Origin of the sequence: Frondihabitans peucedani, assembly GCF_039537585.1 — a bacterium.
In the GTDB taxonomy this organism is placed as follows: Bacteria; Actinomycetota; Actinomycetes; order Actinomycetales; family Microbacteriaceae; genus Frondihabitans; species Frondihabitans peucedani.
The window spans coordinates 171,480-193,234 of record NZ_BAABAU010000003.1 but is presented as its reverse complement, the minus strand read 5'-3'; the positions used below and the strand labels follow the sequence as shown (position 1 = coordinate 193,234).

Here is a 21,755-nt window from a genome sequence, read left to right as displayed (position 1 = left end):
GCCGGGCGCTCGCTCAGCGGGCGCCCGGTCTCGCCACGGGCCGGTCTCCTCGGAGACCGGCCCCTGGCGCTGCACGGTATCGTGGTCGAGTCGCCCTCGTAGCTCAGCGGATAGAGCAGGAGCCTTCTAATCTCTTGGTCGCAGGTTCGATTCCTGCCGAGGGCACCGGAAATGACTCCGCGCGGAGCTCTCCGCCTCAGGCGAAGCGGAAACAGTCGGTCGCGTCGGCCCTCGACCAGAACTCGCCGATCTCGACGAAGCGCCGCTGCCTCGGCAGGAAGCGCTTGGCGCGGAAGCGCTCGCCGCGCGGGTCGTCGAAGCGCTCGACGTAGCCGAGGACCTCGCCGGAGGGCAGGGTGACCCGCGCCAGGTCGTCGTGGAGCTGGACGAGCCGGAGCCCGCCCCGGATCTCGTCGACCGCTGGCGCCTGGGAGGGGGCCTGGGCACGAGCGGGTGCGGGGGTGAGGACACGGGTGGGGGTGGGCGTCATCGTGGGCACGATCTCTCCTGTTCGTCTCCGGCCGATCTCTGGGAACGGTTCGAACATAGGTGCGACCACCGACATTCAGTCGAGGAGCTGCGCGATCCTGTAGGCCAGCGGCTCCTCGAGCACGACCGACGTCGACGTCCGCTCGATCCCCGGAACGGCGAGGATCGCGAGGCCCACCTCGCGCAGGTGGTCGGTGTCGCGGGCCACCACCTGGAGCAGCAGGTCGTCCGACCCGGTGACGGCCAGGCACTCGACGACCTGCGGGATCGCCGCGAGGCCCGCCATCGTCCGGAGGCGCTCCGACTGCAGGATCGTCGCAGTCACCACCGCGCGCAGCGGGAGCCCCAGCGCGGCCGGCCTCACCCGGGTGGAGTGCGGGCGGAGGTCACGGCCGGCGGCGAAGCGCTCCAGCCGGTGCTGCACTGTGCCGCGCGCGAGGCCGAGCTGGTCGGCGAGGGCGGCGATCGCCGCACGCGGACCTCGGTCGAGCGCGGCGAGGAGCCGTCGGTCTGTGGGATCGAGCATGCGTTTCCACCGTTCTCCGTGCATCCTGCGGGCGGTTTCTGATCATATCGATCAGTGTCACGCTGTCAGATTGATCAGAATGCGGATGTCTGCTCAGCTTGGCCCATGAATGAGTTTGCGGATGTCGTCTCCGTCGGTCAGTACCTCGCGCACCGCCTCGTCGAGCTCGGGGGTCCGCACGTGTTCGGACTGCCGGGAGACTTCAACCTGACGCTGCTCGACGAGATGCTGACAGTCGACGGGATCGACTGGGTCGGCAACACGAACGAGCTGAACGCCGCGTACGCCGCCGACGCGTACGCGCGCACGACGCGGGGCGTGGCAGCCCTCGTCACCACCTACGGCGTGGGCGAGCTGTCGGCGATCAACGGGATCGCCGGGAGCTTCGCCGAGGACGTCCCGGTCGTGCAGATCACCGGGATGCCGACCACCGCCGCGAGGAACTCCGGCGCCCTGTCGCACCACACCCTGGTCGACGGCGACTACGACCACTTCTTCCGCGCCTACAGGGAGGTGACGGTGGCGGGGGCGATCCTGCGTCCGGCCGACGCCTCGCGCGAGATCGACCGCGTCCTCCGGGCGGCGCTCGACGAGTCGAAGCCCGTCTACCTCGGGATCCCGATGGACATCGCGGCCGCCCCGGTGTCGTCGGCGCCGCTGCGGAGGCCGCTCAGGGCGACGCCGTCCGACCCGGTCGCGGTCGACGACCTGCGGACCGCGCTGGGGGAGGCGCTCGCGGGGCTCGACGCCGTCACGATCCTGGCCGGCCCACGGATCCACCGTCGGAGGGCCGAGCACCTCCTCGAGGCGATCGCGGGCCACGACGGGGTCCGCGTCGCGACGCAGGCGAGCGCGAAGTCGATGCTGCCCGAGACGCACCCGGCGAGCATCGGCGTCTACATGGGGCAGATGACGCCCTCGCCCGCGACCCGGACCGCGGTCGACGAGGCTCCGGTCGTGATCCTGGCCGGGACGGTCCTGAGCGACGTGCTGACCGGCTTCTACAGCATGGGCTTCGACCTCGAGGCGAGCGTCGAGCTCGGCATCACGTCGGCGCGCGTGGGAGCGGTGACGTTCCACGACGTCCGGCTCGAGGACAGCCTCACCGTGCTCGAGGAGATCGTCGCAGGATCGCCCCGCCCCGTCTCCGCCCCCATCGAGGCGCGCTGGCCGTACCGCGTCTCCGCGGCATCGACCGGACCGGAGCCGCTGACGCAGCACGACCTCTGGGCCATCGTCCAGGAGTGGCTGCCCACCCGGTCGATCGCGATCGCAGACGCCGGGACGGCGATGTACGGCGCGCTCGAGCTCCAGATGCCTGCCGGGACCGACCTGCTCGCGTCGCCGATCTGGTCGTCGATCGGCTACACGCTGCCCGCCACCCTCGGCACGTCGCTCGCCTCCGACCGCCGGAGCATCCTGTTCATCGGCGACGGTGCCGCCCAGCTGACGGCGCAGGAGCTCAGCACGATCCTGCACCGGGGGCTCACGCCGATCATCGTGCTGATCAACAACGACGGCTACACGATCGAGCGGGTCATCCAGAGCCCGAGGGCCGTCTACCAGGACATCACGCGCTGGAACTGGGCCGCCCTGCCCGGCGCTCTGGCGCCCGACGTGCCGGTGCTGACCGCCGAGGTGAGCACGCCCGCCGAGCTGCAGGAAGCGCTCGAGGCGGCGGCCCGGGCGACCGACCGCGCGGTGCTGATCGAGGCGCACCTGCACCCGGATGATGCGCCGCCGCTCCTGGCGAAGCTCGGGGCGATCGCCGGCGGGAAGGCGAGCTGACACGCAGAACGGCCCGAGACACCCGTCGTGCGGGGTGTCTCGGGCCGTTCTGCGTGTCGCGAGCGATGCCGCCCATGGCTGAGCGACGCTGCGGCGCAGGACTAGCGGATGGTGCCGTCGACCGCGTGCGGCTCGATCGCGGCGATCTCGTCGTCGCCGAGCGGAGCGCCGTCGAGAGCGTCGAGGTTGTCGTCGAGCTGGGCGACGCTCGAGGCGCCGATCAGCGCCGAGGTCACGGCCTCCTGGCGGAGCACCCAGAGCAAGGCGAGCTGCGCGAGCGACTGCCCCCGGGCGGAGGCGATGTCGTTCAGGGCGTGCGCCCGCGACAGGTAGGTGTCGGAGAGCACCTCCTCGGTGAACCAGCGGCCCTCGGCGGCGCGCGATCCGGCGGGCGCCGTGCCGTCGAGGTAGCGGCCCGTGAGGAGCCCGCCCGCGAGCGGGGAGAACACGATCGAGCCCACGCCGTTGGCCGTCAGGGTGTCGAAGAGGCCCTGCTCGGGCTTCCGGTCGAACATGTTGTAGCGGGGCTGGTGGATGAGGAGCGGGACGCCCTCCGCCTTCAGCGCCTCGATGGCGGCCTCGGTCTCGGCCGGACCGTAGTTCGAGATGCCGGCGTAGAGCGCCTTGCCCTGGCGGACGGCCGTCGCGAGAGCCCCCATGGTCTCTTCGATCGGGGTCTCGGGGTCGGGACGGTGGGAGTAGAAGATGTCGACGTAGTCGAGCCCGAGGCGGCCGAGCGAGGCGTCGAGCGACGACAGGAGGTACTTCCGCGAGCCGCCGTCGCCGTAGGGGCCGGGCCACATGTCGTAGCCGGCCTTCGACGAGATGAGGAGCTCGTCGCGGTAGGGCCGGAGGTTCGCGTGGAACACGCGCCCGAACTGCTCTTCGGCCGAGCCGTAGGGCGGGCCGTAGTTGTTCGCCAGGTCGAAGTGGGTGACGCCGCGGTCGAAGGCGCGGAGCAGGATGTCGCGCTGCGTCTCGAGCGAGCGGTCGGACCCGAAGTTGTTCCAGAGACCGAGCGAGATGCGCGGCAGGCGGAGGCCCGAGCGGCCGATCCGGTCGTAGGGCAGCTTCTCGTAGCGCGCGGCGTCCGCGACGTACGGCGTGAAGGGCGAGGTCATGCATTCAGCGTAGCGTGAGCGTTCACGCAGGATCACCGAGCGTACAGTTGCCGTCATGACGACTTTCACGCTCGCGGGCGGATGCTTCTGGTGCCTCGACGCGGTCTACCGCACCCTCCAGGGAGTCTCCGAGGTCGTGTCCGGCTACACCGGCGGCGCCGTCTCGAACCCGAGCTACGAAGCGGTCTGCACCGGCACGACCGGGCACGCGGAGGCCGTGCAGGTGACCTTCGATCCTGCGGTCATCCCGGCCCACGTCATCCTCGACGTCTTCTTCACCCTCCACGACCCCCGCCAGCTGAACCGGCAGGGCGCCGACGTCGGCACGCAGTACCGCTCGGCCATGTTCTTCGTCGACGAGGCGCAGGAGGCCGAGTTCGAGGCTGCTCGCGACCGTGCCTCCGACTACTGGGACGGCTCGATCGTCACGACCATCGAGCCGCTGGGCGAGTGGTTCGACGCCGAGGAGTACCACCAGGACTTCTTCGCCAAGAACCCCGGTCAGGGCTACTGCCTGGCCGTGGCGCTGCCCAAGGTCAACAAGATCCGCAAGTCGTACGGAAAGTACGTGCTCGCCTCCTGACCCCCGGTCGACCACCGGGTCCACCCACCGACAGAGGAGCTCGACGATGAGCAACGACGCAACCATCACCAAGACCTGGGTCGCCAGCGGCCCGTCCGGAACCGTGGGGTCGATCCTCCGCACCGGCGACGGATTCTCGATCCGGGTCGGCGCGGCGACGGAGTACCGGGGCGACTTCCCGACCCTCGACGTCGCCAAGAGCGCCCTCCACGCCGCGCTCGGGCCCGGTGTCGACCGACCCGACTTCATCGAGCACTGACCGCTCCTCCCCAGGTCGGCCCCGCCGCTCGTCCTCCACAGGTCGTCGAGAGGCGCTCTCGGGGCGCTGTCGGTCGCGACACACTCGCGGCATGACAGACAACATCACCCTCGTCGGAGTCGTCGCGACGCCTCCCAAGAGCATGCACACGCCCTCGGGCCTCTCGATCCTGAGCTTCCGGCTCGCCTCCTCACAGAGGCGGTACGACCGCGCGAAGAACGAGTGGGTCGACGGCGAGACCAACTGGTACACCGTCACCGCGTTCCGGCAGCTGGCCGACAATGCGGCGGCCTCGCTCTCCAAGGGCGACCGCGTCGTCGTGGCCGGCAGGCTCCGCGTCCGCGCCTGGGAGAGCGGCGACCGCTCCGGCACCAACGTCGAGGTCGACGCCGACTCCCTCGGCCCCGACCTCCTGTTCGGCACGACCTCGTTCACCCGGGTCAGCCCTCGGGTCGATCAGGGCGCGCAGGATCCCGGGCCGGCCACCCCGGGCCAGCAGTCGCCGCCGCCGTCCGCTCCCGACGGCCCGGTCCCGGGGCAGGCGACCGGCGGCACCGAGCCCGAGCCCCGGCGGGAGCTGGTCGGGGCCGGCGTCGGCGGGGCGTCGTTCGGCGCGGCGTCGCCCGGCCTCGGAGCTCCGTCGGGGTGGCACACCGGCTCGGAGGAGACGCCGTTCTGACGGGCCTGCCGGGCGGCGGCGGCGGCGGACCGTAGACTCGTCGAGTGTCGTTCCGAGCTCACCGTCCCGGTCGCGCGGCGGGGGTCCTCCTCGTCGCCGTGACGGCCGCCGTGGCGCTCGCAGGATGCACGGGGTCGTCGCCGTCGCCGGTCGCGTCCTCGGCGTCTCCCGTGGCCCCGTCGCCCGCGGCAGCGACCTCGGCGTCTCCGGCTCCCGCCCCCTCCTTCGACGCCGACGCCTCGACGTCCGACGCCCTCGCCGAGTTCACCGCCGTGGTCAAGAAGCGTCTCGCGAGCGACCCGCAGCCGCACGGCCGCGACGTCGTCGACGCCCTGGTCGCAGCGGGCTTCGACAAGAAGGCGATGGAGCTGACGCCCGACGAGACGACGCTCGACCGGAACGTCGACTCGATCGAGTTCTCGGTGCTCTGGAAGAAGCAGGACTGCCTCGTCGGGCAGGTCGGCTCGGCCGGGTTCTCGAGCACCTCCGCCCCGGTGCTCGGCACCGGCAAGTGCCTCGTCGGCGCCACGCGCACGATCGACTGGTAGCGCGGTCGCGGCGCGGCGCGACGCCGTCGCACGCCGTGCCCGCACCGGCTCGGCCGCTCGCCGAGGGCGCACCTCCTCCTCCGAACCCCCGAATAGACTGGAACCATGGCCGAATTCATTTACTCGATGGTCCGTGCTCGAAAGACGGTCGGCGACAAGCTGATCCTCGACGACGTGACCATGTCGTTCATCCCCGGAGCCAAGATCGGCGTCGTCGGGCCGAACGGCGCGGGCAAATCGACGATCCTCAAGATCATGGCGGGCCTCGACACGCCGTCCAACGGCGAGGCCAAGCTCTCGCCCGGCTACTCGGTCGGCATCCTCATGCAGGAGCCCGAGCTCGACGAGTCGAAGACCGTGCTCGAGAACGTCCAGGAGGGGGTCGGCCCGATCAAGGGCAAGATCGACCGCTTCAACGAGATCTCCGCCGCCATGGCCGAGCCCGACGCCGACTTCGACGCCCTGCTCGAAGAGATGGGCGGTCTCCAGGAGGAGATCGACGCCGCCGACGCCTGGGACCTCGACTCCCAGCTCGAGCAGGCGATGGACGCACTCCGCACCCCGCCCGCCGACGCTCAGATCGCCAACCTCTCCGGTGGTGAGAAGCGGCGCGTCGCCCTCTGCAAGCTCCTCCTGCAGAAGCCCGACCTGCTGCTCCTCGACGAGCCCACCAACCACCTCGACGCCGAGAGCGTGCTGTGGCTCGAGCAGCACCTGAAGCAGTACCACGGCGCCGTCCTCGCCGTGACCCACGACCGGTACTTCCTCGACCACGTGGCCGAGTGGATCGCCGAGGTCGACCGCGGCCGCCTCTACCCCTACGAGGGCAACTACTCGACCTACCTCGAGAAGAAGGGCGAGCGCCTCAACATCCAGGGCAAGAAAGACGCCAAGCTCGCCAAGCGCCTCTCGTCGGAGCTCGACTGGGTGCGGAGCAACACCAAGGGCCGCCAGGCGAAGTCGAAGGCGCGACTCGCCCGCTACGAGGAGATGGTCACCGAGGCCGAGCGCACCAAGAAGCTCGACTTCGAGGAGATCGTGATCCCCGTCGGCCCGCGCCTCGGCCAGCAGGTCATCGACGCGAAGGGCCTCGAGAAGGGCTTCGACGGCCGCGTGCTGATCGACGGCCTCTCGTTCACCCTCCCGCGGAACGGCATCGTCGGCGTAATCGGCCCGAACGGCGTCGGCAAGACCACGCTGTTCAAGACCATCACGGGCCTCGAGCCCCTCGACGGCGGCGACCTGAAGGTCGGCGAGACGGTCGACATCTCCTACGTCGACCAGAACCGCGGCGGCATCGACCCGAACAAGAACCTCTGGGAGGTCGTCTCCGACGGTCTCGACTACATCCAGGTCGGCAAGACCGAGATCCCCTCACGGGCCTACGTCTCGCAGTTCGGCTTCAAGGGCCCCGACCAGCAGAAGAAGGCCGGCGTGCTCTCCGGTGGAGAGCGCAACCGCCTCAACCTGGCGCTGACGCTCAAGCAGGGCGGCAACCTGCTGCTCCTCGACGAGCCCACCAACGACCTCGACGTCGAGACCCTCGGCAGCCTCGAGAACGCTCTGCTCGAGTTCCCCGGCTGCGCCGTGGTCATCACTCACGACCGGTGGTTCCTCGACCGGATCGCGACCCACATCCTGGCCTACGAGGGCACCCCCGACAACCCGGCCAACTGGTACTGGTTCGAGGGCAACTTCGAGGCGTACGAGGAGAACAAGGTGGAGCGACTGGGCGCCGATGCGGCGAAGCCCAGCCGGGTCACCTACCGCAAGCTCACGAGAGACTAGGCGTGGCGCGGCTCCACGTCCCCACCGTCCTCCGGTGGGGCGATCTCGACGCCTACGGGCACGTGAACAACGCCGAGATGCTGCACCTCCTCGAGGAGGCGCGCATCCAGGCGTTCTGGTCGGCGGGCGAGGAGTCCGGCGACTCGTCGGCGACCGCGATCCTCGACAGCCGGCCCGACACCCAGACCTGGTCGCTGATCGCGCGGCAGGAGGTCGAGTACCTGGCGCCGATCGCGTACACGCGCCTCCCGCTCGACATCCAGCTCTGGATCGGGCACATGGGCGGCGCGAGCCTCGAGATCTTCTACGAGGTCTTCTCGCCGGTGGGGGTGGAGCCGCGCGTGCTGCACACGAGGGCCGCGTCGACCCTGGTGCTGGTCGACGCCACGACGCAGCGGCCGCGGCGAATCGCCGAGTCGGAGCGCGCCGCCTGGGCGCCCTACGTCGACGAGCCGCTGACCTTCAGGCGGCGCTGAGTCTCAGGCGCCGCTGACGGTCCGCCGCTGACTCTCCGGCGCCGCTACTCGCCCTCGTCGCCCGGGACGCGCGTCATGCCCTCCTGGGCGACGCTTGCGAGGAGGCGTCCGCCGCGGTCGAAGAAGCGCCCCGTGGCGAGCCCACGGCCGCCCTGCGCGGACGGCGACTCCATCGCGTACAGCAGCCACTCGTCGGCGCGCCCGTCACGGTGCCACCACATGGCGTGGTCGAGGCTCGCGATCTTCATGCCGGGCCTCGACAGGGCGACACCGTGGCGCCGGAGGATCGGCTCGAGGATCCCGAGGTCGCTGGCGTACGCGAGCGCTGCCCGGTGCACGCCCGGGTCGTCGGGCAGAGCGCCGACGGTCTTCATCCAGAGCGCCTGGTGGGCGACGTGCTCGCCCTCGACCCGGAGGAACACCGGCGACGAGACGTGTCGGATGTCGAACGGCCTCCCGTGCGCCCAGAACTGGGCCGCAGGATGCTCGATCCCGGCCAGCACCTCGGCCATCGTCGGCAGAGACTCCGGCTCGGCGAGCCCCTCGGGCATCGCCGCCTGGTGGTCGATTCCCGTGTCGTGCGTCTGGAACGACGCCATCGTCGTCATGATCGGCACGCCGTCCTGCAGCGCCTCGGTGCGTCGGGAGGCGAACGACCTTCCGTCGTGACTGCGGTCGACCCGGATGTCGACCGGGAGCTCGACCCTGCCCGCGCGCAGGAAGTACGCGTGCATCGAGTGGACGGCCTTCTCGGCCGGGACGGTCCGCTGGGCGGCGACGAGCGACTGGGCGAGGACCTGGCCTCCGAAGACCCTTCCGTTCGGCATCCACTGGCTGGGGCCGGAGAACGTGTCGGCCTCCGCCCCGGGGACGAGCTCGAGGGCCCGGAGGAGGTCGTCGAGGGGGTCGTCGGGTGCGGCGGCGCGCGATGGGTCGAGGTTCATCAGCGGTAGTTTAGAGGGCCGATGACTACCGAACTCCGTCTTCCCGACTCCCTCTCGCTCGACGACCTCCACACTTTCCTCGCCCGCGCCACGGCCGTCGACGACGGGGCGACCCGCCTCATCGGCGGCGGTGGGGTCCTCGCAGCCTACGTCGGTGTCCTCGCTCCCGCCGGCCTCCTCGATTCGAGCCCCACGGTGCTCGGGCTCCGCACGTACGCTCTGGCCGCAGACGCCGATCCTGCGCCCTTCGACCGCGTCGTCGCCCTCCGCGCGATGCAGGAGCGACTGACCCGGCTGCAGAACGAGGTCGTCGACCCGACCTCCCCGGTGGCGGTGCCGCTGCCCCCGGCGACCGTCGCGGCATCCTGGGCTGCGATCTCCCCGCCCCGTGGCGGCTGGTCGACCGTGACCTCGGTCGAGTCCGCTCAGCTCGAGGCGACGGCGAAGAGCGGCATCGACGAGGTGGCGCGCGTGATCCCCGAGGGGACCGGCGAGCAGATCGTCCACCGCGTCCGCTCCGAGGTGTGGTCGCGCCCCGTCGAGGGCGCCGATCAGGTGCCGGCGGGTGCGGCGTTCGCGGCTCTCACGCTCGGATTCCTGGCGCCCGACGAGGCCGCTCGGGTGTTCACGGCCGGAGCGTGGACCAGGCTCAGCACGAGCCGAGGCCACGTCCTGGTGAAGCGGCGCGGGCTGCTCTAGCCTCGCCGCCCGCCTGTCTCGCGACCGGCTTCGCCACCGGCCGCTGAGCAGCCGGTCAGACCACCCGGGTAGCGTCCGGAGCATGTCGATTCTCCTCACCGGTGCCACCGGTCTCATCGGGTCCGCCGTCCTCACACGCCTCGTCGCCACCGGCCACGACGTCACCGCCCTCGTCCGCAGCGACGAGAAGGCCGCGGCGGTCTCCGCGCTCGGCGCGCGGCCCGTCGTCGGCGACATCACCGACCTCGAGCTCCTCGAGACGCTGCTCGTCGGCGCGGACGGCGTCATCCACACGGCATCGCCCGGCGACGACACCAGCGCTGCGGTCGACTCGGCCCTCGCCGACCTCGTCATCCGCACGCTCGACGGCACCGACACCCCCTACGTCCACTCCGGCGGCGTCTGGGTCTTCGGGAACGGCGACGACCTCACCGAGGAGAGCCCCCTCCAGCCGCTCCCCATCACCGCCTGGCGCCTCGACATCGAGCGTCGACTCCGCGAGTCCAGCGTCCGCACGACGGTCGTCGCGCCCGCCATCGTCTACGGCAACGGCTCGGGGATCCCGGCGACGCTGTTCGGCGGGGCAGAGGTGCTGCTCGTCGGCGACGGCTCGCAGCACTGGACCACCGTCCACGTCGACGACCTCGCCGAGCTGTACGTCCTCGCGCTCGACGCGGCCGCAGCCGACGAGTACTACCTCGGGGTCTCGGGCCAGAACCCGACGGTCCTCGAGCTCGGCGAGGCCGCCGCGCGCGGACGCAGCTGGCCGGTCGTCCCCGAGACGACCGACTCGGCGCGCGGACGACTCGGCGAGGCCTTCGCCGACGCCCTCCTGCTCGACCAGCGGGCCACCGGAGCCCACGCGCGCGAGGCCCTCGGCTGGTCGCCGTCGCGGCCCTCGCTCGTCGAGGAGTTCGAGTCGGGCAGCTACGTCGGCTGAGCCCCTCCGGCTACTCGTCGAAGGTGTTCACCATCGCGTGGGCGGCCCGCTCGAGGTAGCCCCAGAGGGTCGCCTCGTGAAGGGGCGAGAGCTCCAGCGAGTCGACGGCCTCGTGCATGTGCGCGAGCCAGTGGTCGCGCGCGGCCGGATTGACCTTGAACGGCTGGTGACGCATCCGCAGACGCGGGTGGCCCCGCTCGTCGCTGTAGTCGGTCGGGCCGCCCCAGTACTGCTCGAGGAACCCGGTCAGCCGCTGGATCGCCCCCTCGAGGTCGTGCTCGGGATACATCGGCCAGAGGACGTCGTCGTGCCGCACGCCCTCGTAGAACCGGCGCACCAGGCGCTCGAAGGTCGGCCTGCCGCCGACCTCGCGCCAGAAGTTGCCCTGCGCGGCGTCGTCGCCGAGACCCCGGCGCACCGTGATCGGCTGGATCGACGGGGCGGCCAGGGGAGTGGGAGGAGTCGGAGCAGGATCGCCCTCGGTCGCGTCGGTCATGCCTCGTCGTCCCCCGGGGTGTCGCGGGTGGTGCCTCGCGGGGCCTGCGGCCCGGGAGCCCCGGGCGGAGGAACGGAGATCCTCGGGCGCTGAGCTCCCTTGGCGCCTCGTCCCCTCGGCACGGGCGTGGGCGCCGTCTCGACCGGGCGGGCGCCCTTGATCGAGTTGGCCTCGTCGAAGCCCTGGAGCACGACGCTGTTCAGCGACGGGAGCGTGACGCCCGTCTCGTCGAGGGCCTTCTTCAGCCGGACCCGCAGCTCCCGCGCCACGTTGTCCTTCTCGGACGACCGCGTGCGGACCGCCAGACGGATCACCATCGCCGAGTCGGAGATCGACTGCAGGCCCCAGATCTCGGGCTTCTCGAGCACCCGGGTGCGCCAGCGCGGCTGCTGCTGAAGCCCCTCCGCGACCTTCAGGATCGTCTGCTCGACGGCGTCGATGTCGGTGTCGTAGGGCACCGCGGTGTCGATGATGGCGCGAGCCCAGCCCTGCGACATGTTGCCGACGCGCAGGATCTCGCCGTTCCGGACGAACCACAGGGTGCCGTTGACGTCGCGGACCTGGGTCACCCGGATCCCGACGTTCTCGACGACTCCGGTGGCGAGCTGCACGTCGACGATGTCGCCCACGCCGAGCTGGTCTTCGAGGACGATGAACATGCCGCTCAGGATGTCTTTCACGATGTTCTGCGCGCCGAACGCGAGGCCCGCCGCGATGACGCTCGCACCGCTCACGATGCCCACTGTGTTGACGTCCAGCACGCTCAGGATCACCGCGATCGCGACCACGATGATGATCACCGACGACACGTTGTTCAGGACGCTGCCGAGGGTCCGGGTGCGCTGCACGACCCGCACGGCCTGGAGTGGCGAGTTCAGCGCCTGGGTGTCCTCGACGTTCTGCTTCTTCTTGACGCCGTTCACGATCTGAGCGACCACGCGGCGGATCACGAAGTGGATGACGACCCGGAGCAGGATCGCCCCGACGATCACGGCCAGCACCCCGATCGGCTTCCCCCACATGCTCCAGAACGCGTCGGCGCCCTTCGCGATCTCGGCGACGGCTCCGGTCGTGGGGGTGGGCGTGGCTGCTGCGAGGAGGGAGAGAATCATCGCGACCATGGTAGGGGCGACGACGTGGAGCTTTCTGAAGGCGCGGCCATGAAGACCGTGTGGCCTCGATCAGACCTGGGCTGGCGCACCGGAGGTGTGGGGCGCGAGACCGACGAAGCGGCGGCGGCGGGCTCTGTGAGCCCGGCCGCCGCCGCGTGTTCTAGCGAGTGCCGACGATCAGGCGTCGGCCGCCTGGACCCGCAGCGCGCGATCGGTGCCGGCGAGGCTCTCCGTGACGATCCGGCGGAGCGCAGGAGTCTCGGGGTTGGCCTCGAGCCACGTGGTCGCCGCCGCGGCGAGCGACTCGTCGGCGAGCCCGGCCGGGTACAGACCCGAGACGAGCGTGTCGGCGATGTGGTAGCTCCGCGACTCCCAGATGCCGGCGAGCGACGAGAAGTAGCGCTCGACGACCGGGGCGAGGATCGCCGGGTCGTTCGTGTGCTGGAAGCCCATCGCCGTCGCGCGGACGATGGCGTTCGGCAGCTCGTCGGAGTCGACGACCGACGAGAACGCGGCGAGCTTCGCCTCGGTCGTCGGGATGGCGGCGCGAGCACGAGCGGCAGCCTGGGCGCCGTTCGCGGTGTTGTCGGCCGCGAGCGCCTGGTCGATCTCGGTCTCGCCGGCCTTGCCGACGAGCACGAGGCCCTCGAGGAGCTCCCAGCGGAGGTCGGTGTCGATCTCGAGCCCCTCGAGCTTCTCGCTGCCGTCGGAGAGACCCTGCAGGATCTCGGCGTGGGCGTCGGTCGACGGGATGCTGGCGAAGAACTTCACGAACTGGAACTGGGCGTCGGACCCCGCCTCGGCCGCCTGGGCGAGTGCCCAGAGCTCGTCGCCGACGCGCTCGATCGTCGCCGCGCGTCGCTCGGGCGCCACGTAGCTGCGGGCGGCCTGCGTCAGCTGCGAGAGCGTGGTGCGGATCGTCGTCGACTCGGTCTCGCTGGCGATGTTGGCCAGAACCAGGTCGACGTAGCTCGAGGCAGGGGTCTCGGCGTCGCGCGTGGCGTCCCAGACCGAGCCCCAGACGATCGCGCGGGCCAGCGGGTTCTGGATCTTCGAGAGGTGCTCGATGGCCGTGGCCAGGGAGTCGTCGTCGAGCCGGACCTTGGCGTACGCGAGGTCGTCGTCGTTCGTCAGCACGAGGGCGGGCTTCGCCAGACCGACGAGCTCCGGGACCTCGGTGCGCTCGCCGTCGACGTCGATCTCGACGCGGTGCACGCGCACGAGCTCGGCGCTGGCGGGGTCGCCGCCCTCGAGGTCGGTGACCTCGAGCTCGTAGAGGCCGATGGCGAGGCGGTGCGGGCGGATCGTCGGGTAGTCGGCGGGCGCGGTCTGCACGACGGCGAACGACGTGATGATCCCGTCCGCGTCGGTCTCGATTTCGGGGCGCAGCGTGTTGACTCCAGCGGTCTCGAGCCAGAGCTTCGACCAGCTGGTGAGCTCGCGGCCGGAGGTCGTCTCGAGCTCGGTGAGGAGGTCGCTGAGCTCGGTGTTCGAGTGGTGGTGCTTCTTGAAGTACGCGGCGACGCCGGCGTAGAACGCGTCGATGCCGACCCAGGCGACGAGCTGCTTGAGCACCGATCCGCCCTTGGCGTAGGTGATCCCGTCGAAGTTGACCTGGACGTCCTCGAGGTCGTTGATGGTCGCCACGACCGGGTGGGTCGAGGGGAGCTGATCTTGCCGGTACGCCCAGCTCTTCTCCATCGCCTGGAACGTGGTCCAGGCCTCCGTCCACTCGGTCGCCTCGGCGGTCGAGATCGTCGACGCCCACTCGGCGAACGACTCGTTCAGCCAGAGGTCGTTCCACCACTTCATGGTCACGAGGTCGCCGAACCACATGTGGGCGAGCTCGTGCAGGATCGTGACGACCCGGCGCTCCTTGATGGCGTCGGTGACCTTGCTGCGGAACACGTAGGTCTCGGTGAAGGTCACCGCGCCCGCGTTCTCCATCGCGCCGGCGTTGAACTCGGGGACGAAGAGCTGGTCGTACTTCTCGAAGGGGTACGGGTAGTCGAACTTCTCCTCGTAGTAGGCGAAGCCCTGGCGGGTCTTCTCGAAGATGTAGTCGCTGTCCATGTGCTCGGAGAGCGACTTGCGCGTGAAGATGCCGAGCGGGATCTCGCGGCCGTCGGACGACGTGAGCGACGAGCGCACGACGTCGTAGGGGCCGGCGACGATCGCCGTGATGTAGCTCGACATGACGGAGGTGGGCTCGAACGACCACGTCGCGACGTCGCCGTCGACGACGGGCTCCGGCGTGATCTGGTTCGACACGACCTCCCAGCGGGCGGGAGCGGTGATCGTGAAGCGGAACGTCGCCTTGAGGTCGGGCTGCTCGAAGACGGCGAAGACGCGGCGGCTGTCGGGCACCTCGAACTGCGAGTAGAGGTAGACCTCGTCGTCGACCGGGTCGACGAAGCGGTGGAGGCCCTCGCCGGTGTTGGTGTACTCGGCGTCGGCGACGACGGTGAGGACGTTCGAGGCGGCCAGGGAGTCGAGCTGGATGCGGACGCCGTCACTCACCGCGGCCGGGTCGAGGGACTCGCCGTTGAGCGTCACGGAGTGCACCGTGCGGGTGAAGGCGTCGATGAAGGTCGACGCGCCCTCGGTCGCGGTGAAGGTCACGGTGGTCGTGCTGCCGAAGACCTCGGCGCCCCGCGTCAGGTCGAGATCGACCTCGTACGACTGGACGTCGAGAATGCTCTTGCGCTCCTGCGCCTCGACACGGGTGAGGTTCTCTCCTGGCACTGAACGTCTCCATCCTTCGTTGATGTGGTGGGGCTCGTGGCCCTCGTCAACCCTAGCGGTGGCGCGCCGGTCCGCCCGGGCTCTCCACAGGCGTCAGAGCGAGTCCAGGATCTCGTCCACCGAGGTGATCTCGATGAGCGGCGCGTAGAGGCTCATCACGTCGAGGGCACGCTGGTGGTCGAGCTCGCTGAGGCCGGCGCAGGCGTCCGCGGCGACGCGGACCCGCACTCCGGCGTCGGCGGCGGCGAGGGCCGTCGACAGGACGCAGCAGTCGGTGGAGACGCCGCAGAGGACGATGTCGAGCGGGTCGCCGAGCTCCTCCGCGGTGCCCGAGTCCCACTTGCCGAACGTCGTGCGGGTGACGACCCGGGCATCCTGCACCGGGAACTCCGGCATGAGCTCGTAGAGCGGGTCGGACTCCGGGACGAGCGCGAAGGGCCAGTCGCGGTAGTAGGGCACCCAGGCTCCGCGGGGCTCCTCCGGGGCTGCGAAGCGGGTGAGCGCGGTGCGCGGGCCGAACGCCTCGCGGAGGCGCAGGGATCCTGCGCTCGCCTCGGCGAAGCCCGGGGTGAACCAGTCGCTGCCCGGCTCGCCGAAGACGCGCTGCATGTCGACGACCATCAGCCAGGGGCTGGTGTCGAAGGCGAGGCTCACGCGACGTCGCGGTCGAGGAAGACCGCGCCCTCCTGCTGGCGGATCACCGGGCCCATGAACAGCAGCGTGCCCAGGTAGCCGATCGCGAGAGCCGCGAGGACGCCGAGGTTCGCGCCGCTCCAGGTCGTGCGGAAGGCGCTCTTCGCGTCGCCGAAGAAGTAGCCCTGCCAGCCGAGCCAGTCGGCGTAGGTGTTCGTGACGAGACCCCAGCCGATGGCGGTGCCGAGCGCGATCAGTCCGATCGTGACCCACTGGACGTTCCCGTAGCGGCCCCTGCGGTCGAAGAGCTCGGCCGTCGCGTAGTCCTTCCTGCGGAGCTGGAGGTCGGCGAGGAAGATGCCGGCCCAGGCAGCGATCGGGACGCCGAGCGTGATCAGGAAGCCCTGGAACGGGACGACGAAGGCGGTCGCGAAGAAGGCGACGTAGACGGTGCCCGCGATCATGACGACGCCGTCCACCGAGGCGGCGGCGTAGCGGGGGATCCGGATGCCCGCGTTCAGCAGCGAGAAGCCGGACGAGTAGATGTTCATGACCGAGCCTCCGACCAGGCCCAGGATCGCGACGACCGCGAACGGGATGAGGAACCAGGTCGGCACGAGCTTCGCCAGCGCACCGATCGGGTCGGCGGCGATGGCCGTGAAGACGCTCTTCGAGCTGCCGGCCAGGAGGAGCCCGAAGACCAGCAGGATGACGGGGGCGACGGCAGCCCCGAAGGTGGTCCACCAGACGACGCCGCGGCTCGAGGCGCTGCGGGGGAGGTACCTCGAGTAGTCGGCGGCCGCGTTGACCCAGCCGAGGCCGAACCCCGTCATCATGAAGACGAAGCCGCCGATGACGGCGGGGAGAGCGGCCGGCGGCAGCGCCGAGACGGCGCCGAAGTCGATGCGGTGGGCCGTGAGGGCGATGTAGACGACGGTCAGGACCCCGCCGGCGATCGTGATCCACTTCTGGAGGCGCATGAGGAAGTCGAAGCCGAGGATCCCGCCGAAGACGACCAGGGCGGCGACGACGAGGAGCGCGACGACCTTCGTGACCACGCCGCCTCCGAAGCCGAGCCTCTCGAACACCGTCGCGGTGGCGAGGACCGCGAGCGAGGTCAGGGCGGTCTCCCATCCGACCGTGAGGACCCAGGAGATGACCGACGGGACCTTGTTGCCGTTCACGCCGAACGCCGCGCGACCGAGCGTCATCGTGGGTGCGTTGCCCCGCTTGCCGGCGAGGGCGATGAGACCGCAGAAGAGGAAGGAGACGACGATTCCGAGGACTCCGACGACGACGGCCTGCCAGAACGACACCCCGAAGAAGAGCAGGTAGGCGCCGTAGCCGATGCCGAGCACCGACACGTTCGCCGCGAACCACGGCCAGAAGAGCTGCCTCGGCGACCCCTTCCGCTCGCTCTCGTCGATGACGTTGACGCCGTTCGCCTCCACGCCGCGGGGAGCGGCGTCGGGGGCGGCGGTGGGTTCTTTGATCGACATGGGCTCTTCTCGTTCTGCCGGGTTCTGTGAGGCCTCGGGTCCTAGGCTCGACCCATGACCGACACAGTAGCTTCCGAGACGTCCACCGCCGTCGATTTCTGGTTCGACCCGTCGTGCCCGTGGGCATGGATGACGAGCCGCTGGATGGACGAGGTCGCCTCGCACCGCGACCTCGACGTGACCTTCCACGTGATGAGCCTCGCGCTCCTCAACGAGCACAACGACGGGTTCTCCGAGGAGGCCTTCACGAAGCTGCGCCGCTACACGCGCCTCGTCACGGCCGCCGGAGAGCTCCACGGCCAGCAGATCGTCAAGCCGCTCTACGACGCGCTCGGCACCCGGATCCACGTGCAGGCCGAGGGCGACCAGGACGCCGTGATCACCGGTGCGCTCGCCGAGGTGGGCCTCCCCGACGACTTCCGCTCGTACGCCGACAGCGACGAGTACGACGCCCAGATGCGCGCGAGCCACGACGACGGCATCGGCCGCGTGGGCCAGGACGTCGGCACTCCCGTCATCGCGGTGAACGGCACCGCCTTCTTCGGCCCGGTCATCTCGCCGGCGCCGAAGGGCGAGATGGCTCTGACCCTCTGGGACGGAGTGGTCGCAGCAGCCTCCTACGACGGCTTCTTCGAGCTCAAGCGCAGCCGCACCCGCGGCCCGCAGTTCGACTGACGCGGCCTCCGGGAGCGCGGTCCGGCGGCTGCCGGGCGCGGCGTCCGGGTGTCAGCGGTCGTCTCTAGGATTGGCGCTATGCGCATCCACGTTGCGACCGACCACGCCGGCCTCGAATTCGCTCAGACCCTCATCCGCCACCTCTCCGACCAGGGTCACGACGTGACCGACCACGGTCCGAAGACCTACGAGCCTCTCGACGACTACCCGTCGTTCTGCATCGCCGCGGCGCGTGCCGTGGTCCGCGACCAGAGCGAGGGCCTCGAGAGCCTCGGCGTCGTCTTCGGCGGATCGGGCAACGGCGAGCAGATCGCGGCGAACAAGGTCGAGGGCGTCCGCGCGGCGCTCGCCTGGAACACCTCGACCGCGCAGCTGGCCCGGCAGCACAACGACGCCAACGTGGTCGCGATCGGCGCGCGCCAGCACTCCGAAGACGAGGCGATCGCCCTCATCGACGAGTTCATCAAGACACCCTTCTCGTTCGAGGAGCGTCACGAGCGCAGGATCGCCCAGCTCGCCGAGTACGAGACCACCGGCCGCATCCAGGGCCACCCGGTCGACTGATGCCCGAGGGTCATTCCGTCCACCGCATCGCCAACCAGTTCCAAGCCAGCTTCCTCGGTCAGAGGGTCGAGGTCTCGTCGCCGCAGGGCCGCTTCGCCGAGGGGGCGAAGCGGATCGACGGCGCCGTCCTCGTCGGCGCCAAGGCCGTCGGCAAGCAGATGTTCGTCGAGTTCGACAACGGCCTCTACCTCCACGTCCACCTCGGCCTCTACGGCTCGTGGGACTTCGCGGGCGACTTCTCGCTCGATCCCACGACGAAGAGCGCGAACGGCCGCATGGGTCAGACGAACCAGCGGGGCACCGATCCTGACACCGACGACGACCAGGCCGGTGGCGCGGACGGCGACTCCGGGCCTGTCGACTCGGCCGGCGAGGACTCCTGGAAGAGCATCGGCGCGCCCCGCAAGGCCAGGATGATGCGCGTCGGCAAGCCGCTCAGCGCGGCCCGGCTCCGCATGGCCGAGTCCGAGAAGCGCGAGGACGACATCGACACCGAGGCGTTCCCGCCCGATCCTGTCGGCGCCGTCCGCGTGCGGCTGCTGGCCCCCGACGTCGTCGCCGACCTCCGCGGCCCGACGAAGTGCGAGGTGCTCGACGCCTCCGAGGTCGATGCCGTGATCGCGAAGCTCGGCCCCGACCCGCTGGTCGACTCGCCGAAGAAGGGCTCCGACCGCTTCTTCGAGCGCGTCCACAAGACGAAGACCAAGATCGGCCTCCTGCTGATGGACCAGTCGGTCGTCAGCGGCATCGGCAACGTCTACCGGGCCGAGATGCTCTTCCGGGCCCGTCTCAACCCGCACACGCCGGGCAACGAGGTCCCCGAAGAGACGGTGCGTGCCCTCTGGAGAGACTGGACGAAGCTGCTCAAGAGCGGTGTCGAGCTCGGTCAGATGATGACGATGGACCGCCTGTCGAAGAAGGCCTACGCCCAGGCGCTCCGCAGCCGCGACGACCGGCACTGGGTGTACCACCGCGAGGGCCTTCCGTGCCGCGTCTGCGGCACGAACATCCTCATGGAGGAGGCCGCGGGCCGGAAGCTCTACTGGTGCCCGGTCTGCCAGGCTTAGCCGCATGCGCAGAACACCGCACTTCCTGCTCGAAGACGTCGCCGAGGTCAAGCGCCTGATCTCCGAGCACCCGTGGGCGACGATCGTGTCGAACACGTCCGAGGGGCTCGTCGCGTCGCACTACCCGGTCGTGCTCGAAGACACCCCCGACGACGTCATCAGCATCGTCAGCCACGTCGGGCGCCCCGACGAGCAGGCGCACGAGCTGGGCGCGCACGAGATCCTGGTCGTCATCCAGGGCCCCCACGGCTACATCTCGCCGAACTGGTACCCCGCCGAGCAGATCGTCCCGACCTGGAACCACGTCACTGCGCACCTGTACGGCACCCCCGAGATCCTCTCCGACGACGAGAACTTCCGGGTGCTCCGCGAGCTGGTCGACCACTTCGAGAAGCGCATGCCGGAGCCCGTCTCGCTCGACCTCGACGAGGAGGGCTCGCGCCGCGCGGCGAAGGGCACCGTCGGCATCCGGCTCCGCGTGACGAGCTTCGACGCTCGCGCGAAGCTCAGCCAGAACAAGGCGCCCGAGGTCGTCGCACGCATCATCGAGGCCCTCGACGGCGACGGCGCCTACGCGAGCCCCGCTCTCGCCGATGTGATGCGGCGCCTGCACCGATGACATCCCCGGTGCTGCTCCAGAACGCCCGGCTGGTCGGTCGCGACGGCGAGCCGACCGACGTCCTGCTCGAAGACGGGCTCGTCTCGGCGATCGTCTCCGGCATCGCTCCGGGCGGCGCCGAGGTCGTCGACCTCGACGGCCGCTTCCTGGCGCCGGGCCTCTGGGACGCCCACACGCACATGCAGCAGTGGGCTCTCGTCCGGCAGCGCCTCGACGTGTCCGCGGCGGCATCCGCGCTCGAGGCCGTCGACCTGGTCCGGCGCAGGGTCGCCGAGGGCCGTCCCGCAGACCGCGACCTGCTGGTCGGCTACGGCTTCCGCGACGCCCTGTGGCCCGACGAGCCGACGGCCGCGCTCCTCGACGCGGCGGGCTCGATCCCCGTCGCCCTGGTGAGCTCCGACCTCCACGCCGTCTGGCTGAACACGACCGGCCTGGCGCTCGTCGGCGCCCCCGAGCACTCGACCGGGCTCCTCCGGGAGCAGGACGCCTTCGACGCCAGCGCGATCATCACGTCGGTCGACAGCGGCAGGATCGACGAGTGGGTCGTCGATGCCACGCGGGCGGCGGCCGAGCGCGGCGTCGTGGGCGTCGTCGACCTCGAGATGACCCTCTCCCTCGAGGCCTGGGTCGCTCGCGTCGAGAAGGGCGCCGACAGCGTCCGGGTCCGGGCCGGCGTGTACCCGCGCGATCTCGACGAGGTGATCGCCCGCGGCCTCCGCAGCGGCGACGACATCCCCGGGGGCCGCGGGCTGGTGACGATGGGTCCGGCGAAGGTCATCACCGACGGGTCGCTGAACACCCGGACCGCGTACTGCCACGACCCCTACCCGGACGGCGTCGGCGTCGGCGTCTCCGTCTTCACGCCGGCAGAGCTCGTCGCCCTCCTGCGCCGGGCGAGCGACGCCGGTCTGACGCCGGCCGTCCACGCCATCGGCGACCACGCGAACACGATCGCCCTCGACGCGTTCGAGGAGGCCGGCTGCTCCGGATCGATCGAGCACGCGCAGCTCCTCCGCCGGAGCGACGTCGAGCGCTTCGCCCGCCTCGGCGTGACCGCGAGCGTCCAGCCCGAGCACGCCATGGACGACCGCGACGTCGCCGAGGTCTACTGGGAGGGCCGCACCGACCGGGCCTTCCCGCTCGAGGCGCTCGCCCGGGCCGGCGTGCGGCTGCGCCTCGGGTCGGACGCCCCGGTGGCGCCCCTCGATCCGTGGGTCGCGATGGCTGCCGCGGTCACGAGGTCGCGCGACGGGCGCGAGCCGTGGCACCCCGAGCAGCGGCTGCCGGCGGCGGTGGCCCTCGAGGCCTCGACCGACGGGAGGGCCGCGATCCTGCACGGGAGCGTCGCCGACCTGGTCGTGCTCGACCGCGACCCGCTGGAGCCGGGCGTCGACCTCCGCTCGATGCCCGTCGCGGCGACGCTGCTCGGAGGCCGCTTCACCCACCGCGCCCTCTGACGGGCGTCATGGGGGAGGAGCACGGGGGAGGCGCACGGGCCGCCCCGG

Annotated in this window: 23 protein-coding genes and 1 tRNA gene; 15 read left to right on the top strand and 9 right to left on the bottom strand. The window is 70.7% G+C overall.

What is annotated here, in order from left to right; all coding sequences use genetic code 11:
• The first annotated feature begins 92 nt into the window (after positions 1 to 92).
• Positions 93 to 165, top strand: a tRNA-Arg gene (locus tag ABD733_RS12355).
• A 31-nt stretch (positions 166 to 196) separates the two neighbouring features.
• Here the strand turns inward: ABD733_RS12355 and ABD733_RS12350 are convergent.
• Positions 197 to 499 (bottom strand): hypothetical protein, encoded by a 303-nt coding sequence (locus ABD733_RS12350; RefSeq protein WP_425552915.1) that lies wholly within the window; start codon positions 497 to 499, stop codon positions 197 to 199.
• A gap of 66 nt (positions 500 to 565) precedes the next feature.
• Positions 566 to 1,015: an Lrp/AsnC family transcriptional regulator gene (locus ABD733_RS12345; protein ID WP_344796625.1), complete on the bottom strand. Its 450-nt coding sequence runs from the start codon at positions 1,013 to 1,015 to the stop codon at positions 566 to 568.
• Positions 1,016 to 1,120: 105 nt separating this feature from the next.
• Between ABD733_RS12345 and ABD733_RS12340 the strand changes: the two genes are divergently transcribed.
• Positions 1,121 to 2,803 (top strand): alpha-keto acid decarboxylase family protein, encoded by a 1,683-nt coding sequence (locus tag ABD733_RS12340; RefSeq protein ID WP_344796624.1) that lies wholly within the window; start codon positions 1,121 to 1,123, stop codon positions 2,801 to 2,803.
• Positions 2,804 to 2,904: 101 nt separating this feature from the next.
• On the opposite strand, the gene ABD733_RS12335 is transcribed toward ABD733_RS12340, so the two are convergent.
• Positions 2,905 to 3,924 (bottom strand): aldo/keto reductase, encoded by a 1,020-nt coding sequence (locus ABD733_RS12335; RefSeq protein ID WP_344796622.1) that lies wholly within the window; start codon positions 3,922 to 3,924, stop codon positions 2,905 to 2,907.
• Positions 3,925 to 3,979: 55 nt separating this feature from the next.
• Between ABD733_RS12335 and msrA the strand changes: the two genes are divergently transcribed.
• From msrA to ABD733_RS12305, 6 genes are all read left to right on the top strand, one after another.
• Complete coding sequence (gene msrA / locus ABD733_RS12330) at positions 3,980 to 4,507, top strand: peptide-methionine (S)-S-oxide reductase MsrA (RefSeq protein WP_344796620.1); 528 nt, start codon at positions 3,980 to 3,982, stop codon at positions 4,505 to 4,507.
• A 46-nt stretch (positions 4,508 to 4,553) separates the two neighbouring features.
• Positions 4,554 to 4,766, top strand: a complete 213-nt coding sequence (locus tag ABD733_RS12325) for a methyltransferase (protein ID WP_344796618.1) — start codon at positions 4,554 to 4,556, stop codon at positions 4,764 to 4,766.
• A 91-nt stretch (positions 4,767 to 4,857) separates the two neighbouring features.
• Positions 4,858 to 5,445 carry a single-stranded DNA-binding protein gene (ssb, locus tag ABD733_RS12320; protein WP_344796616.1) on the top strand — a complete coding sequence of 196 codons (588 nt, stop codon included), beginning with the start codon at positions 4,858 to 4,860 and terminating at the stop codon, positions 5,443 to 5,445.
• Positions 5,446 to 5,489: 44 nt separating this feature from the next.
• Positions 5,490 to 5,993: a DUF6993 domain-containing protein gene (locus ABD733_RS12315; RefSeq protein WP_344796614.1), complete on the top strand. Its 504-nt coding sequence runs from the start codon at positions 5,490 to 5,492 to the stop codon at positions 5,991 to 5,993.
• 105 nt (positions 5,994 to 6,098) lie between these two features.
• Complete coding sequence (gene ettA / locus ABD733_RS12310; RefSeq protein ID WP_344796612.1) at positions 6,099 to 7,781, top strand: energy-dependent translational throttle protein EttA; 1,683 nt, start codon at positions 6,099 to 6,101, stop codon at positions 7,779 to 7,781.
• Positions 7,782 to 7,783: 2 nt separating this feature from the next.
• Positions 7,784 to 8,257, top strand: a complete 474-nt coding sequence (locus ABD733_RS12305; RefSeq protein ID WP_344796610.1) for an acyl-CoA thioesterase — start codon at positions 7,784 to 7,786, stop codon at positions 8,255 to 8,257.
• A gap of 44 nt (positions 8,258 to 8,301) precedes the next feature.
• On the opposite strand, the gene ABD733_RS12300 is transcribed toward ABD733_RS12305, so the two are convergent.
• Positions 8,302 to 9,201, bottom strand: coding sequence for an acyl-CoA thioesterase (locus tag ABD733_RS12300; protein WP_344796608.1), 900 nt, complete (start codon positions 9,199 to 9,201; stop codon positions 8,302 to 8,304).
• 21 nt (positions 9,202 to 9,222) lie between these two features.
• On the opposite strand from ABD733_RS12300, the gene ABD733_RS12295 reads away from it, so the two are divergent.
• Together ABD733_RS12295 and ABD733_RS12290 are read left to right on the top strand one after the other, a co-directional pair.
• Entirely contained in the window at positions 9,223 to 9,900 is a 678-nt protein-coding gene (locus ABD733_RS12295; RefSeq protein ID WP_344796606.1) for a DUF8185 domain-containing protein, read from the top strand.
• A gap of 82 nt (positions 9,901 to 9,982) precedes the next feature.
• Positions 9,983 to 10,840 carry an NAD-dependent epimerase/dehydratase family protein gene (locus ABD733_RS12290; protein ID WP_344796604.1) on the top strand — a complete coding sequence of 286 codons (858 nt, stop codon included), beginning with the start codon at positions 9,983 to 9,985 and terminating at the stop codon, positions 10,838 to 10,840.
• A 10-nt stretch (positions 10,841 to 10,850) separates the two neighbouring features.
• On the opposite strand, the gene ABD733_RS12285 is transcribed toward ABD733_RS12290, so the two are convergent.
• The 5 genes from ABD733_RS12285 to ABD733_RS12265 all read right to left on the bottom strand — a co-directional run bounded on the left by ABD733_RS12285 (position 10,851) and on the right by ABD733_RS12265 (position 17,325).
• Entirely contained in the window at positions 10,851 to 11,336 is a 486-nt protein-coding gene (locus ABD733_RS12285) for a globin (protein WP_344796602.1), read from the bottom strand.
• Positions 11,333 to 12,448 carry a mechanosensitive ion channel family protein gene (locus tag ABD733_RS12280; RefSeq protein WP_344796600.1) on the bottom strand — a complete coding sequence of 372 codons (1,116 nt, stop codon included), beginning with the start codon at positions 12,446 to 12,448 and terminating at the stop codon, positions 11,333 to 11,335. Before ABD733_RS12280 ends, ABD733_RS12285 begins: the two co-directional genes overlap by 4 nt.
• A gap of 177 nt (positions 12,449 to 12,625) precedes the next feature.
• Positions 12,626 to 15,193 (bottom strand): aminopeptidase N, encoded by a 2,568-nt coding sequence (gene pepN, locus ABD733_RS12275; protein ID WP_344796598.1) that lies wholly within the window; start codon positions 15,191 to 15,193, stop codon positions 12,626 to 12,628.
• Between the two features lie 93 nt (positions 15,194 to 15,286).
• Positions 15,287 to 15,847, bottom strand: a complete 561-nt coding sequence (locus tag ABD733_RS12270; protein ID WP_344796596.1) for a cysteine hydrolase family protein — start codon at positions 15,845 to 15,847, stop codon at positions 15,287 to 15,289.
• A complete protein-coding gene (locus ABD733_RS12265; RefSeq protein WP_344796594.1) occupies positions 15,844 to 17,325 on the bottom strand; it encodes a purine-cytosine permease family protein in 1,482 nt (493 codons plus the stop codon). Before ABD733_RS12265 ends, ABD733_RS12270 begins: the two co-directional genes overlap by 4 nt.
• 54 nt (positions 17,326 to 17,379) lie before the next feature.
• On the opposite strand from ABD733_RS12265, the gene ABD733_RS12260 reads away from it, so the two are divergent.
• The 5 genes from ABD733_RS12260 to ABD733_RS12240 all read left to right on the top strand — a co-directional run bounded on the left by ABD733_RS12260 (position 17,380) and on the right by ABD733_RS12240 (position 21,707).
• A complete protein-coding gene (locus ABD733_RS12260; RefSeq protein ID WP_344796592.1) occupies positions 17,380 to 18,000 on the top strand; it encodes a mycothiol-dependent nitroreductase Rv2466c family protein in 621 nt (206 codons plus the stop codon).
• 78 nt (positions 18,001 to 18,078) lie between these two features.
• The gene (locus ABD733_RS12255) at positions 18,079 to 18,564 is read left to right on the top strand and encodes a ribose-5-phosphate isomerase (RefSeq protein WP_344796590.1); all 486 of its coding nucleotides are present in this window, start codon (positions 18,079 to 18,081) and stop codon (positions 18,562 to 18,564) included.
• Complete coding sequence (locus tag ABD733_RS12250; RefSeq protein WP_344796588.1) at positions 18,564 to 19,631, top strand: Fpg/Nei family DNA glycosylase; 1,068 nt, start codon at positions 18,564 to 18,566, stop codon at positions 19,629 to 19,631. The genes ABD733_RS12255 and ABD733_RS12250 overlap by 1 nt, the downstream gene beginning before the upstream one ends.
• 4 nt (positions 19,632 to 19,635) lie before the next feature.
• Positions 19,636 to 20,250: an FMN-binding negative transcriptional regulator gene (locus tag ABD733_RS12245; protein ID WP_344796586.1), complete on the top strand. Its 615-nt coding sequence runs from the start codon at positions 19,636 to 19,638 to the stop codon at positions 20,248 to 20,250.
• The gene (locus ABD733_RS12240; RefSeq protein WP_344796584.1) at positions 20,247 to 21,707 is read left to right on the top strand and encodes an amidohydrolase; all 1,461 of its coding nucleotides are present in this window, start codon (positions 20,247 to 20,249) and stop codon (positions 21,705 to 21,707) included. The genes ABD733_RS12245 and ABD733_RS12240 overlap by 4 nt, the downstream gene beginning before the upstream one ends.
• Positions 21,708 to 21,755: the final 48 nt, after the last annotated feature.

What these genes read in the sequence shown, in the direction of transcription:
- ABD733_RS12240 (WP_344796584.1), top strand. Translation starts at nt 20,247, where the DNA reads ATGACATCCCCGGTGCTGCTCCAGAACGCCCGGCTGGTCGGTCGCGAC.
- ABD733_RS12335 (WP_344796622.1), bottom strand. Translation starts at nt 3,924, where the DNA reads ATGACCTCGCCCTTCACGCCGTACGTCGCGGACGCCGCGCGCTACGAG.
- ettA (WP_344796612.1), top strand. Translation starts at nt 6,099, where the DNA reads ATGGCCGAATTCATTTACTCGATGGTCCGTGCTCGAAAGACGGTCGGC.
- ABD733_RS12295 (WP_344796606.1), top strand. Translation starts at nt 9,223, where the DNA reads ATGACTACCGAACTCCGTCTTCCCGACTCCCTCTCGCTCGACGACCTC.
- ssb (WP_344796616.1), top strand. Translation starts at nt 4,858, where the DNA reads ATGACAGACAACATCACCCTCGTCGGAGTCGTCGCGACGCCTCCCAAG.
- ABD733_RS12250 (WP_344796588.1), top strand. Translation starts at nt 18,564, where the DNA reads ATGCCCGAGGGTCATTCCGTCCACCGCATCGCCAACCAGTTCCAAGCC.
- ABD733_RS12345 (WP_344796625.1), bottom strand. Translation starts at nt 1,015, where the DNA reads ATGCTCGATCCCACAGACCGACGGCTCCTCGCCGCGCTCGACCGAGGT.
- ABD733_RS12265 (WP_344796594.1), bottom strand. Translation starts at nt 17,325, where the DNA reads ATGTCGATCAAAGAACCCACCGCCGCCCCCGACGCCGCTCCCCGCGGC.
- ABD733_RS12260 (WP_344796592.1), top strand. Translation starts at nt 17,380, where the DNA reads ATGACCGACACAGTAGCTTCCGAGACGTCCACCGCCGTCGATTTCTGG.
- ABD733_RS12255 (WP_344796590.1), top strand. Translation starts at nt 18,079, where the DNA reads ATGCGCATCCACGTTGCGACCGACCACGCCGGCCTCGAATTCGCTCAG.
- msrA (WP_344796620.1), top strand. Translation starts at nt 3,980, where the DNA reads ATGACGACTTTCACGCTCGCGGGCGGATGCTTCTGGTGCCTCGACGCG.
- ABD733_RS12300 (WP_344796608.1), bottom strand. Translation starts at nt 9,201, where the DNA reads ATGAACCTCGACCCATCGCGCGCCGCCGCACCCGACGACCCCCTCGAC.
- ABD733_RS12290 (WP_344796604.1), top strand. Translation starts at nt 9,983, where the DNA reads ATGTCGATTCTCCTCACCGGTGCCACCGGTCTCATCGGGTCCGCCGTC.
- ABD733_RS12340 (WP_344796624.1), top strand. Translation starts at nt 1,121, where the DNA reads ATGAATGAGTTTGCGGATGTCGTCTCCGTCGGTCAGTACCTCGCGCAC.
- ABD733_RS12245 (WP_344796586.1), top strand. Translation starts at nt 19,636, where the DNA reads ATGCGCAGAACACCGCACTTCCTGCTCGAAGACGTCGCCGAGGTCAAG.
- ABD733_RS12280 (WP_344796600.1), bottom strand. Translation starts at nt 12,448, where the DNA reads ATGATTCTCTCCCTCCTCGCAGCAGCCACGCCCACCCCCACGACCGGA.
- ABD733_RS12285 (WP_344796602.1), bottom strand. Translation starts at nt 11,336, where the DNA reads ATGACCGACGCGACCGAGGGCGATCCTGCTCCGACTCCTCCCACTCCC.
- ABD733_RS12325 (WP_344796618.1), top strand. Translation starts at nt 4,554, where the DNA reads ATGAGCAACGACGCAACCATCACCAAGACCTGGGTCGCCAGCGGCCCG.